This is a genomic window from Flavobacterium magnesitis (genome assembly GCF_041729735.1).
GTDB lineage: Bacteria > Bacteroidota > Bacteroidia > Flavobacteriales > Flavobacteriaceae > Flavobacterium > Flavobacterium magnesitis.
Genome location: NZ_JBCFQK010000002.1, coordinates 127,371 through 140,943 on the forward strand (window position 1 = coordinate 127,371; position 13,573 = coordinate 140,943).

Genomic DNA, 13,573 nt, shown 5'->3' on the forward strand with positions numbered 1-13,573 from the left:
TTTTTATCTGTTGTACGGTTAATTCACAGTTTGTGAATGGATTATCTGTGCCAAATGACAGTCATGAGAAGTATGAAATAGGATATATCGGCATTGAAAATGGATTGGCTAATAATGCAGTAACTTCAGTTTACAAAGATAAACGAGGTTTAATGTGGTTTGGAACTTATGATGGAGTAAGCAGGTTTGATGGTTACAATTTTCTGAATTATAGAAATGAACCACATGACGCTAATTCATTAATCAATAATAGAGTTGTAAGTATTTGTGGGACTCAAAATGAAATTTGGATAGGTACAAAAGGAGGAATAAGTGTTTATAATTATTTGACCAATCAGTTTAGTACAAGGCATTATATTAATCCCTTAACAGCTAAGAATGAAGTAATTGCTATTGCAATCAATGATATAAAAGATTATAAAAAAAGTATGTACATTGCTACTGCAGGTAGAGGGTTACTTTATTGTTCAGAAAATGAATCTAAAATCCATCCAGTTCCACTTTATGTAAACGGAAAAGTACAGTGGGATTACCATGTTCAGGGAATTGATTTCGATCAATCAGGTAGATTGTGGGGTTTTGTTCAGGGAGTTGGACTTGTGATGATGGAGTTTTCGGTAAAAAAATTATCTGTAGTTTATTCGGATATTTTAAGTGCTGGTTGTGTGTTTTATGATGGATTCTCAAATGTATGGGTTGCTACAGAAGCAGGTTTGTTAAAGTACAACACGGTTAATAAAACGTATCGGGTGTACCATAATCAAGAGGTTCAGTATCTTATTACTGATTTTATGTACAAACCAGACACAAAGGAACTTTGGATAGTTACTAATGGTAATGGAATTGTAAAGTATAATTTTACTTCAGATACTTTTTCTTTGCTAAGTGCCATTTTTAATAATGAAAAATTAAACAGTAATGCTGTTTCTTCTTTGTATTTAGATAGCGGGAATCGAGTTTGGATAGGCACTTTAAGAGGTGGTGTGAATAAAGTAGAAAGTAAAAAAAGTCCTTTTTTAACAATTTCGAGAAATGAAAAAATAAGCAACACATTACCCAGTGACTTTATTCTATCGTTATGTGAACAAGATAAAGATCATCTTTGGGTAGGTACAGATGGAGGCGGGGCTAGTTTATGGGATAAAAAGAACAATGTATTTACTAATTATTCCTATAGTCCAAATAACCCTAATTCACTGGCAAATAATTTTGTTGCTTCTATCGTAAAAGATGATAAAGGAGTATGGTTTGGAACTTATGGAGGAGGAGTTTCTCTTTTTAATTCTAAGACCCGAAATTTTAAGAGATATCAGCTTTTCAATCTCAGGTATAATATTGTTCAAAGAAATATCTGGGTACTTTTTAAAAGTAAAGATGGTGTTTTATGGGCTGGATCTCCTGATGAAGAAGGATTGTATCGCTACAATGATGCTACTGATCAATTTGATTTTGTAGATGCAAAAATTAGTGGGATTATTTCGATGGCAGAAGATACAAAAGGTAATCTCTGGTTAGGGAATTTTACTAAATTAATTAAACTCAATCCAAAAACATTGAAAAGCCAGAGTGTTGAGGTGAAATATCCTGTACGCTCCATTATTTCGGTATCTAATTCTAAAATGCTGATTGGCACAGAAGGAGGTGGTTTAATGATTTTTAATCCTCAAACTTTAACGAAGAGATTCCTGACTCAGCGAGATGGACTTTCCAATAATTCAATTTTAAATATTGTTCGGGATAATCAAGGTGCTTATTGGTGTAGCACTTATAATGGGATTTTTGTATATAATATTAATAATAATAAAATTACCAGTTATCATGATGTTGATGGACTTCAAAGCAATCAGTTTAATTATAATGCGGCGCTTAAACTTTCTACGGGGGAAATAGTTTTTGGAGGAATTAAAGGTTTTAATATTATTGACACAAAAATTAATAGTCAAACTCATGATTTTCCTAAACTAATTATTACTTCGATAAAAGTGAATAACAACGCTTTAGAAGAATCAGGATTAACCGCTTTTGGGGTAGACAAATTAATCCTTCCGTATGATGAATCGATGCTTAATATTGAATTTGCAGCATTAGAGTATAGTTTGCCCGAAAAAATATCGTATGCTTATTTTTTAGAAGGATGGGATTCTCAGTGGCATTATGTAGATAACATAAGAACTGCAAATTATTCCAGATTGACTGAAGGCAATTATACTCTGAAAATTAAATCTACAAATGCAGAGGGAATTTGGAATTCTAAAACCATTTTATTGCCTATTACCATATTGCCACCCTGGTATAGAAGTAATTTGGCTTACTTTTTATATGTATTAGCTATCGCTTTTGTAATTTATGTTGTTGATAAATACCAAAAAAAGCAAGCCCAACTTAAATATGAAGTACAACTTTCTCAAGATTTGGCTAAACAAGAGAAAGAATTGAACGAAAAAAAGTTAACCTTTTTCACAAATATTTCTCATGAGTTCAGGTCGCCATTAACCATGATTATAAATCCTTTGAAGGAAATAATTTATGGCAATAAACAGCAAATAGATTCAGGAGCTATAGAAATGGTTTATAGTAATTCGAGAAGATTATTGAGCTTAGTAGATCAGCTGCTGCTTTTTAGAAAAACAGAAACAGAAACAGGAAAACTTAAAATTGCACAAATTGATATTGTAGAACTTGGTAAAGAAGTGTTTAGTTGTTTTGTGCATCATGCCAAAACAAAAAAAATAGATTATAGTTTTAGTATTTCTGAAGAAAAACTATACGTTTATATCGATCGAGAAAAAATGGAAATGGCATTGTTTAATTTGATTTCGAATGCCTTAAAATTCACAGAGAAAGAAAATGGAGCTGTTGCTGTAAATATACGATGTGTGGGCAATGAGGTTCTAATAAATGTGGTTGATAATGGTGAAGGTGTTTCGGATGATGATAAAGACAAAATATTTAATTTGTTTTATCAATCCAATAGAAATATCAAAAATAATCGCAAAGGATTTGGTATAGGTCTTTATCTGGTAAAGCAATTTGTCAACCAACATCATGGAGAAGTAAGTTGTTATGATAATGAAAAAGGAGGAGCTATCTTTGAGATTAAACTGCTCCTAGGAAAAGAACATTTTGGAGATATCGAAATACGTGAAGATTTGAGCGATAGAACTTTGTTTTTAGAAGAAGTTTTGGAAGACAAAGTGATACAGGAAAATGTATTAGAAACGATTGAAGAGTTGGAAATCGACAATGATTTAGTAAAGGATGCTAAAAGTATTTTGATTGTAGATGATAATCCGCAAATAAGAAATTATTTAAAGCGAATATTGGCTTCTAAATATCGCATTACTGCTGTGGAAAATGCCGAAGCAGCATTAGAAATAATTAAAAAAATCCAACCCGATTTAGTTATTTCTGATGTGGTTATGGGAGACATGAATGGGGTAGCTTTTTGTAAACATATAAAAACAGATGAAGAGCTGAAACACATTCCTATAATATTGCTGACTGGAGGAACATCTGAAGACGTAAAACTGAAAGGAGCCGAAGTAGGAGCAGATGATTATATTACAAAACCATTTGATAATGATTATTTGTTAGCACGAATTAACGGAATTCTTACCCGCCGTGATAGTGAGCAGAATTATTTACTCAATTCGGTTACTAAAAATGTGGCAAGCCCGAAAATGTCAGATGAGGATAAAAAACTAATAGATAGAATTGTTGAAATAATTGATTCTAATTTAGATGTCGAAAGTTTTAATGTAAAAGATTTAGCAATTGAGTTAGGAATGAGTCATTCATTAATTTATAAGAAAATTAAAAAAATTACAGGAAAATCGGTTTCTGAATTTACACGAAATGTTCGATTGAGAAAAGTTGCTACCTTATTGATTACAACTGATTTGCAAATAAGTCAAGCTGCATCAATAGCCGGTTTTGGTGATATTAAGTATTTTAGAAAACAATTTCAGCAGTTTTATAATATGAATCCTTCTGATTTTAAGAAAAAATATCAAAATGTAAAAGATAATAAATATATATTGAATGAAAGTTTTTGGAAGTCTACTTGATTATAAATTTAGAGCAAGAAAAATTAGAAAATAAATTAAAATAACTATGATTAATTATCTAAAAAAAGTCGTTTTATTGATCTTCATCCTTTTTGGAATTAATAAAATTCAGGCACAGTCAAAAAAGCTTGAAAAAGATTCACCTGAAAAAGTACGTGCGTTTTTTGTCGCTTCTTTGGTTAAAATTGGAGATCCTGTTTTAGAGGCATTAAGTAAAAATCAATTAAAACAGTTAATGCCTGTCGAAAAATCACCAGGTGCTTGGGATGATAGAACACATGTAACTTATCTGGAAGCTTTTGGTAGGTTGTTGTCAGGTATGGCTCCTTGGTTAGAATTAGGTGCTGATGCAACGCCAGAAGGAAAACTAAGAGCAAAATATATTGATTTAGCTCAAAAATCAATTCAGAATGCAACGGATCCGAATGCTCCCGATTTTATGAATTTTGTAAAAGACAGACAACCTCTGGTTGACGCTGCTTTTTTTGCTCAAGCATTGCTTCGTGCGCCAAAACAACTTTGGGAGCCACTAGATGCAAAAACGAAAGAGAATGTTATTAAAGCTTTAAAATCATCTCGAGTAATTAAGCCATATCACAGTAATTGGTTGCTTTTTGCAAGTATGGTAGAAGCAGCAATACTTAAATTTGATAAGGATGAAGATAAAGAACGATTGAATTATGCTTTAGCTGAACATAAAAAATGGTATTTAGGAGATGGAACTTATGGTGATGGACCTGATTTTCATTGGGATTATTATAATAGTTTTGTTATTCATCCGATGCAATTAGACATATTGAAAATTGTAAATGAAAAAAATACCGACTATAAAACCGATTATGATACGGAGCTAAATAGAGCAAAACGTTATGCCGCTATCCAGGAAAGATTAATTTCTCCTGATGGCACTTATCCTCCTATCGGTCGATCATTAGCTTATCGATTTGGGGCTTTTCAATTGTTATCACAAATTGCACTTTGGAAAGAATTGCCAAAAGAAGTTACTCCAGCTCAAGTACGTTCGGCATTATATACAATGATTCACAATCAATTAAATGCAGCCGGAACTTTTGATAAAAATGGCTGGCTTCAAATTGGTTTTTATGGACATCAGCCTAATATTGGCGAAGGTTATATCTCAACAGGAAGTTTGTATTTGTGTTCCGAAGCATTCTTAGTTTTGGGGCTGCCAGCTACTGATTCTTTTTGGAGTGATGCCTATCAGCCTTGGACACAAAAGAAAATTTGGTCAGGACAAGAAATCCCTATTGACCATGCTTCAAAATAATAAACACCTAATCTAAATATAGTTATGAATTTTAAAAACTCATTTTTTATCCTAATGACTGCAGTTTCTCTAGTGGCTGTTAGTTGTAAAAGTACCGAGGTAAAACAAGGAACTTCTATTAAGCAATCTAAAGAAGAAGTAATTGCAATTATTGATAAAGTAAACAATCGTTGGCAAGATACACATCCTGAATTGGGTAATGCTTTCTGGAATGTTGCGGCTTATCACACTGGAAATATAGAAGCCTATAAGGTTACTAAAAACAAGAAATATCTTGATTATTCGAATGCTTGGGCGGAGAAAAATCAATGGATAGGAGCCAAATCCAATAATAAATCCGAATGGAAATACAATTATGGCGAAACGGATAAACATGTTTTATTTGGTGATTGGCAAATTTGTTTTCAAACGTATATCGATTTATACAATTTTACAGGAAAAAAAGATGATTATAAAATAGCTCGAGCTCGTGAGGTAATGGAATATCAAATGAGTACTTCGGCTACTGATTATTGGTGGTGGGTAGATGGCTTGTATATGGTAATGCCAGTGATGACGAAGTTGTATCATGCAACTGGTAACGAAATGTATTTAGAAAAACTACATGCCTATTTAACACATGCTAATAGCATCATGTATGATGATGAAACAAATTTGTATTTCCGTGATGCAAAATATGTGTATCCTAAACACAAAAGTGCCAATGGCAAAAAAGATTTCTGGGCAAGAGGAGACGGATGGATTTTTGCAGGCTACGCCAAAATTATCCAGGATTTACCAAATTCTTCTAAACATAAAAAAGAATATATCAATCGTTTTAAAGATATGGCCAAAGCTTTAGTTGCCGCTCAACAACAAGAAGGTTATTGGACAAGAAGTATTTTAGATCCAGAACATGCTCCCGGACCAGAAACTAGCGGAACAGCCTTTTTTACCTATGGTTTTTTATGGGGAATTAACAATGGGATTTTAGATAAAGCAACCTATTTCCCTGTAGTGGAGAAATCATGGAATTATCTAACTGGTTTTGCACTTCAAGCTGATGGAGCGGTAGGCTATGTTCAACCGATTGGCGAAAAAGCAATTCCTGGTCAAGTAGTCGATAAAAACTCCACTGCAGATTTTGGTGTTGGTGCTTTTTTATTAGCAGCATCAGAGATGTCTCGTTTTGTAAAATGATTTAATTAATTTTTAAGAGCCTTAAAAAGCGGTCTCGTTTCTAATGAAACGAGACCGCTTTTTTTTAACTTTTATTTATGAATAAAACCGTTATTTAGTGGTTTTTATCTTTTTGTCTGTTTCTTAATTAATTGATTATTATATAAAATTATTCTTATTTTAGGTGTAAAAATAAACATATTTTATTTGTAAAATACTAATTTGACCCTTAATTAATCTCATTTTACCCCCCTTTAGAAAATAGGTGTTATGTTAGATTTGTAATGTGAATTATTTGTTAATACATTCTGTTTTTCTAAAAGATATCAGAATTAATTTGGGCAGTATTCTAAACTTTTAAGAGGTTTAGGTTCTCTCTAATTGATTTAGAAGTATAATATGGGATGTCATGCTTTTTTTTGTAAGTGTTAAATAAACATTTATTTTTTATAAGTTATATAGATATGTTTTCATAAGAATACTAATTAATAACTAACCTAATTTAAATCATTAATTATATGGAATAGCCGTCTAAAGTATTTAACCAGTTTATCTACGAAAGTATAGTAAGAGTAGATAAGAAAAATTAACTAACCATTAAAATTAAAACCACACATGACAAACTTTATTAAATTAAAGAAAAAGACTCATAGCGTTTTAGAATTTGACCTGAAAAAGAATTTGACTACATTGTTAATTCTACTTTCTTTATCTCAAATTCAAGCGCATGAATTTAACGTTACAAGTGTAACAAAACTAAAGATAGCCCAGCAGCAAAGATCAATCAGTGGGCAGGTAACAGATGAAAATAATTTACCAATTCCAGGAGCAACGGTAGCTGTCAAAGGGACTCAAAATGGTGTAATGACAGATTTAGATGGAAAATTTACTTTAAAAATTAACGAAGGAGACAAAATATTAGTAGTGTCTTTTGTTGGTTATGAGTCAACTGAAACCTTAATTCTGACAAAATCAGTATTTGAAATCAACATCAAACCAAGTTTAGAAGGATTAAAAGAAGTAGTTGTTGTAGGTTTTGGAACTCAGAAAAAAGCCAGTATGGTGAGTTCAATTACAACTATTAATCCTAAAGAGTTAAAAGGACCTACAAGTAACTTAACTAATATGCTTGCAGGAAGAATTGCAGGTATGGTTGCTTATCAAAGAAGTGGAGAGCCAGGACAGGATAATGCTAACTTTTTTATTCGTGGTTTGGGTTCATTTGGTTCAGGAGCTTCTAATCCGTTAATATTAATTGATGGAATTGAGTCTTCTACAACTGATATGGCAAGATTACAGCCAGACGATATTGATGCTTTTTCGGTGCTAAAAGATGCAGCAGCAGCAGCAGTATATGGAGCCCGTGGAGCTAATGGAGTAGTGTTGATTACTACTAAGATGGGTAAAGATGGGATCACTAAGTTTAATTTTAGGGCAGAAACTAGAATGTCATCCAATTCTAGGAACTTTAATTTTGCTGATAACATTACCTACATGAAGTTAGCTAATCAGGCTAGAAGAACAAGAGATCCTTTATTAGGAGATCTTTACAATCAGAATAAAATTGATAGAACCGCAGCAGGAGATGATCCTTACTTGTATCCCAGTAACAATTGGATTGATGAATTAATCAAAGATTATACCGTAAATCAAGGCTATAATTTGAGTGTTAGTGGAGGTGGACAAAAAGCAAGGTATTATGTAGCCAGTACTTACAACGTTGATAATGGTGTACTGAAAGTAGATGGTTTAAATAATTTTAATTCTAATATTAAATTAAGAAATTATTCTTTAAGATCCAATGTGGACATGACATTGACACCTACTACCAAAGCAATTGTTCGTTTTTATGGTCAATTTGATGATTACAACGGCCCAGTAGGTGGTGGTGCTAATATTTTTAATCTTTCTATGTGGTCTAATCCAGTAGCATTTGCTAAAGTCTATCCTTCCAGTTATTTGCCTTTTATTAAACATCCTTTGTTTGGTGGTGCATTGACAGGAGGTACTACAGGTGCCATTTTAGTTAATCCTTATGCTCAAATGGTTCGAGGATACCAAGTGTCTAAAGCTTCTACAATACAAACACAATTAGAATTGCAACAGGATTTAAAGGCTATAACACCAGGTCTTAGTGCACGCACAATGGGGTATGTAAGAAGGTATTCTTATTTTGATGTTGCCAGACAGTATAATCCTTTTTATTATCAATCCTTCATAAGTCCCGTTACAGGAGAGCTTGAATTAAGTGTTATAAACGATGGCGGACCTGGTTCTGTAGGAACAGTGGGAACAGAATTTTTAGGTTATGCACAGGGAAGAAAAGATCTGGATTCTCGTATCTATCTTGAATCAGCGATTAATTATAATAGGACTTTTAGCGAAAAACATGCGGTAACAGGTATGTTACTCAATTTATTGTCAAGTTATGAGCAAGGAAATTCAGGTTCTGTAGAGAGTTCTTTACCTGCTAGGAATCAGGGGATTTCAGGACGTTTTACATATGGTTTTGATAATAAATACATGGCTGAATTTAATTTCGGGTACAACGGCTCAGAACGTTTTGCTCAAGGGAATCGCTATGGATTTTTCCCTTCTTTTGGTTTGGCTTATAATATTTCTAATGAGAAATTTTGGGAACCTATAAAAGATGTGGTAAGTAATTTAAAATTACGTACAACGTATGGTTTAGTGGGTAATGATAAAATTGGAGATGTAAATGATCGTTTTTTCTATTTATCCAATGTGACAATTGGAGATGGAAACTACGGTGCTGCATTTGGAGAACAATTTGGATTTTATCAACCAGGTGTTTTTGTAGGTCGTTATGCTAATAATAATATCGGTTGGGAAGAATCAAGACAACTCAATTTAGGTTTGGAATTTGAGCTGTATAATTCATTAAATTTTGTGGTTGATATTTACAAGCAGAATCGTACTAATATTCTTCAGCCAAGAACAAATATTGGTTCAACATTGGGGTTAACTGCCATTCCCGCAACTAATTTTGGTGAAATTGAAAGTAAGGGTATGGATATAGCCATTACCTATAATAAACAATTCAGTACTAATTGGTACACTCAGTTAAGAGGTAATTTTACGTATGCTACTAATGAAGTTTTGGTTTTTGATGAGATTAATTTTCCGGAAAATATGACTTATCGTTCCAGAATAGGTCAGAATTTTAATCAGGTGTATGGTTACATAGCGGAACGTTTATTTGTAGATCAAAATGAGGTAAATAACTCGCCAATGCAATTTGGGGATTACACCGGAGGGGACATTAAATACCGAGATGTTAACGGAGACGGTCAAATTACAGCTAGTGATATGGTGCCTATGGGGCATCCTACAACTCCAGAAATTGTATATGGTTTTGGTGGAACAGTAGGTTATAAGAAGTTTGATTTTAGTATTTTCTTTCAAGGAGTGGCACGTACATCTTTTTTTATAAATCCAGAGAATATTGCGCCCTTTGTATTGAATGGATCGTATCAAAATAATTTACTTAAAGTCGTAGCCGATGACCATTGGTCTGAAGATAATAGGAATTTGTATGCTTTTTGGCCTAGGTTGAGTAATACATTTGTTGAAAACAACAATCAAGTATCTAACTGGTGGATGCGTAATGGTGCTTTCTTAAGATTAAAATCTATAGAAGCAGGCTATAATGTTCCTGAAGAGTTTACTTCAAAAATAGGACTGAAAGGCTTGAGAATCTACTTTAGTGGAAACAATCTAGCTGTTTGGAGTAAGTTTAAATTATGGGATCCTGAAATGGGAGGTAGTGGTTTAGGGTATCCTATTCAGTCTGTTTACAATTTGGGATTAAAAGTTGATTTTTAAAAACACACAAGGTATGAAAACAAAAGATATAATTATTGAAAATAAGGTGTCACAAAAAAAGCGAAATTTTTTTGGTGTCATAATGGTTCTTTTTCTATTCGGTTTACAATCGTGTGAGAATACTTTTTTAGATGTAGTTCCAGACAATGTTACAACTTTAGAAAATGCTTTTACACTAAGAAATGAAGCTCAAAAATATTTATTTACCTGTTATGCCTATATTCCTAAAAATGGAGATGCAATTTACAACATAGGGATGTTAGCAGGAGATGAAACATGGGTAGCGCCTAATCGAGCTGCTGTAACCAGTTATGCTTTTAATATAGCAACTGGCACACAAAGAAGAGCTAATCCATATATGAATGCTTGGGAAGGTAATTACCAAGCTGCTGGACCAGCTGACCTTTATCCTCTTTTTGATGGAATCAGGCATTGTAACGTTTTTTTAGAAAATGTTGAAGACAGATCTAAAGTGCCAGATCTTTCAGAATCAGAGCGTTTAAGATGGATAGCTGAGGTTAAATTTTTAAAAGCCTATTACCATTATTATTTAATGCGTATGTATGGGCCTATTCCTGTAATTCGTGTTAATATTCCTATTGATGCTCCTGAAGAGCAAATTCAGGTATCTAGAGAGCCTATTGACGAAACAGTTGATTATTTAGTGAGTTTATTGGACGAGGCTTCAATTGGATTGCCTCCACAAATTACAGATACTCAAAATGAGTTAGGTAGAATCACAAGACCGATAGCGTTAGGTATTAAAGCGGAATTATTACTTACTGCGGCAAGTCCATTGTTTAACGGTAATAACGATATGGCGGGTTTCAATACTAAAGAAGGCAAGCCATTTTTTAATACGGTTTATGATGCTACTAAATGGAAAAGAGCAGCAGATGCTGCTAAAGAAGCTATCGATGCTGCGGAAGCAAGTGGGCACAAAATCTTTTACAAGAATGATGTTGCCTTTACGATTTCTCAAACAACAAAAACTAAGCTTGATATTACACAAGCAGTAACAGAGCGCTGGAATGATGAGATTATATGGTCAAACCCTAACAGTCGAACTTATGAATTACAACGTATCTGTATGATGCCTCTAGATGCTACAGTTGCACATACCCAAGCCAGAAAAGTGTTGTCACCAACTTTAGAGTCAGCAATGAATTTTTATACTAAAAACGGAGTGCCTATTGAAGAAGATAGAACCTTAACATTTGGGGATATTACTATATTAAGAGAGGCTACAGCTGACGATAGATTCAATATTAGGGAAGGGCATCGTACCTCAATAATAAATTTTGATAGAGAGCCGCGTTTCTATGCTGACCTAGGTTTTGATGGTGCTATTTTCTATAAGTTTGCTAGTGGTTCTGATGAGACAAAATATTTTATTAAGGCAAAATATCAAGATTATGCGGGTAGTGCCGATGCTTTTGATTTTAATGTAACAGGCTATTATATAAAAAAACTGATTAATTGGGAACAGAATTTCGGTGGAGGAACCCTATACAAAGAATACGCTTGGCCTGAATTGCGTTTGGCTGATTTGTACCTAATGTATGCCGAAGCATTAAATGAGGTTGATGGAAGATCGACAGATGAAGTGTTGCAGTATGTTGACCCTATTCGTTTACGTGCAGGATTAAATGGAGTTGTTGAATCTTGGACCAATTTTTCTAGTAATTCAACTAAATATACCACTAAAGAAGGTCTTAGAGAAATTATTCACAGAGAGCGAAGTATCGAAATGGCTTTTGAAGGAAAGAATTACTGGGATATTAGACGTTGGAAAAAAGCTACTCAGGAATTTAATGAGCCTGTAAAAGGTTGGAACGTTTTTGGAACGGCAGAAAGTAGTTATTACCAGATAAGAACTCTATACCAACAACGTTTTGTAGCGCCAAGAGATTATTTTTGGCCTATAGACGAAACTACACTTATTCAAAACCCTAATCTGGTTCAAAATCCAGGTTGGTAATAAAACCATAAAAATAAAACCATGAAATCAATTATAAAATCATCCATTTGGACATTTATATTGTCTCTAATTATGACTTTTGTAGCTTGTACTGAGGATCAAGGACCAAGACCTTTAGAAGGGAACTCTAATGCTCCAGCAGAAGTCACAAATATTACAGTTCAAAATTTACCGGGTAAAGTAAAGTTAACTTATACTTTGCCTTCTGATGACGATTTATTGTATGTTGTAGCACGATATACCTTAGAAAACGGAACTCCTATGGAAGCGAAAGCTTCTTACTATTCTAATTCTCTGCTTTTGGAGGGCTTTACAGGACAGTCAACTAATGAAGTTAAGGTTTATGCGGTAAATAGAAGTGAGACCGAATCAAAGCCAGTTACTGTAACGGTAGCCCCTCTAAAAGCCCCTGTTTACGATATTTATGAGTCATTAGTAGCGCAAGCTGATTTTGGAGGTATTCGTATCACTGCTGATAACCCAACCAAAGAAGAAATAGGTATTTTAGTGATGCAAAAAAATATTCAAGGGGATTGGGTACCACTTCGTACAAGTATTTATACTTCAGTAGATCAAATTGGGCAAAGTTTAAGAGGTTTTGAAGCCGTACCACAAGATTTTGCAATAGTTGTTAGAGACCGTTGGTTGAATTATACAGATACGCTATATACTAACATTGAACCATTGTTTGAGCAATTGATGCCTAAGTCTGCTTTTGCAGGAATTAAATTGGCCAATGATGCAAAAGTAATTGGGACTTATCCAGTTTCAAATATGTGGGATGGTCAGTTTTTGGAATGGTGGGGTTCTTATTTCACAGACAGAACAATTGATGTAGGGAATCATTTGGTAACCTTTGATATTGGTGCAAAAACAAAACTAAGCCGTTTGAGAATTTGGAATTTTTCGGAGCCTATTGGAGGTCAAAGAATGTACTACTATCTAGGGGCTATGAAAAAGTTTAGGATATGGGGTAGTAATACCTTGAATGACGGTACGCTTGACAGTAACTGGACCTTATTGGGGGAATATGAAATCAAGAAACCTTCCGGTTTGCCTTATGGACAGGAAAATAACGATGATCTTTTAGCCGCCAGAGATGGAGCGGATTATGAAATTGCCTTAGATAAACCTGCTGTTCGTTATCTTAGAATTGAGTGTATGGAAAACTGGATTGGAGGTAAGTTTATGGCTGTTTCAGAGGTACATGTTTATGGTAATCCTAATTTTTAA

At 33.7% G+C, this 13,573-nt stretch carries 6 protein-coding genes; all 6 read left to right on the forward strand.

Annotated features, from left to right (window positions below; all coding sequences use genetic code 11):
• Positions 1-32: 32 nt before the first annotated feature.
• The 6 genes from AAGV33_RS02415 to AAGV33_RS02440 all read left to right on the forward strand — a co-directional run bounded on the left by AAGV33_RS02415 (position 33) and on the right by AAGV33_RS02440 (position 13,573).
• Positions 33-4,067 carry a hybrid sensor histidine kinase/response regulator transcription factor gene (locus AAGV33_RS02415; protein WP_373390321.1) on the forward strand — a complete coding sequence of 1,345 codons (4,035 nt, stop codon included), beginning with the start codon at positions 33-35 and terminating at the stop codon, positions 4,065-4,067.
• Between the two features lie 46 nt (positions 4,068-4,113).
• Positions 4,114-5,355: a DUF2264 domain-containing protein gene (locus AAGV33_RS02420; protein ID WP_373390322.1), complete on the forward strand. Its 1,242-nt coding sequence runs from the start codon at positions 4,114-4,116 to the stop codon at positions 5,353-5,355.
• Positions 5,356-5,379: 24 nt separating this feature from the next.
• Entirely contained in the window at positions 5,380-6,534 is a 1,155-nt protein-coding gene (locus AAGV33_RS02425) for a glycoside hydrolase family 88/105 protein (RefSeq protein WP_373390323.1), read from the forward strand.
• 594 nt (positions 6,535-7,128) lie between these two features.
• The gene (locus tag AAGV33_RS02430; protein ID WP_373390324.1) at positions 7,129-10,359 is read left to right on the forward strand and encodes a SusC/RagA family TonB-linked outer membrane protein; all 3,231 of its coding nucleotides are present in this window, start codon (positions 7,129-7,131) and stop codon (positions 10,357-10,359) included.
• Positions 10,360-10,372: 13 nt separating this feature from the next.
• The gene (locus AAGV33_RS02435) at positions 10,373-12,340 is read left to right on the forward strand and encodes a RagB/SusD family nutrient uptake outer membrane protein (RefSeq protein ID WP_373390325.1); all 1,968 of its coding nucleotides are present in this window, start codon (positions 10,373-10,375) and stop codon (positions 12,338-12,340) included.
• Positions 12,341-12,361: 21 nt separating this feature from the next.
• On the forward strand, positions 12,362-13,573 hold the full coding sequence (locus AAGV33_RS02440; protein WP_373390326.1) for a DUF4959 domain-containing protein: 1,212 nt from the start codon (positions 12,362-12,364) through the stop codon (positions 13,571-13,573).

Excerpts from the sequence above, each read along its gene's own strand:
- AAGV33_RS02420 (WP_373390322.1), top strand. The coding sequence starts at position 4,114 with ATGATTAATTATCTAAAAAAAGTCGTTTTATTGATCTTCATCCTTTTT.
- AAGV33_RS02425 (WP_373390323.1), top strand. The coding sequence starts at position 5,380 with ATGAATTTTAAAAACTCATTTTTTATCCTAATGACTGCAGTTTCTCTA.
- AAGV33_RS02430 (WP_373390324.1), top strand. The coding sequence starts at position 7,129 with ATGACAAACTTTATTAAATTAAAGAAAAAGACTCATAGCGTTTTAGAA.
- AAGV33_RS02435 (WP_373390325.1), top strand. The coding sequence starts at position 10,373 with ATGAAAACAAAAGATATAATTATTGAAAATAAGGTGTCACAAAAAAAG.
- AAGV33_RS02440 (WP_373390326.1), top strand. The coding sequence starts at position 12,362 with ATGAAATCAATTATAAAATCATCCATTTGGACATTTATATTGTCTCTA.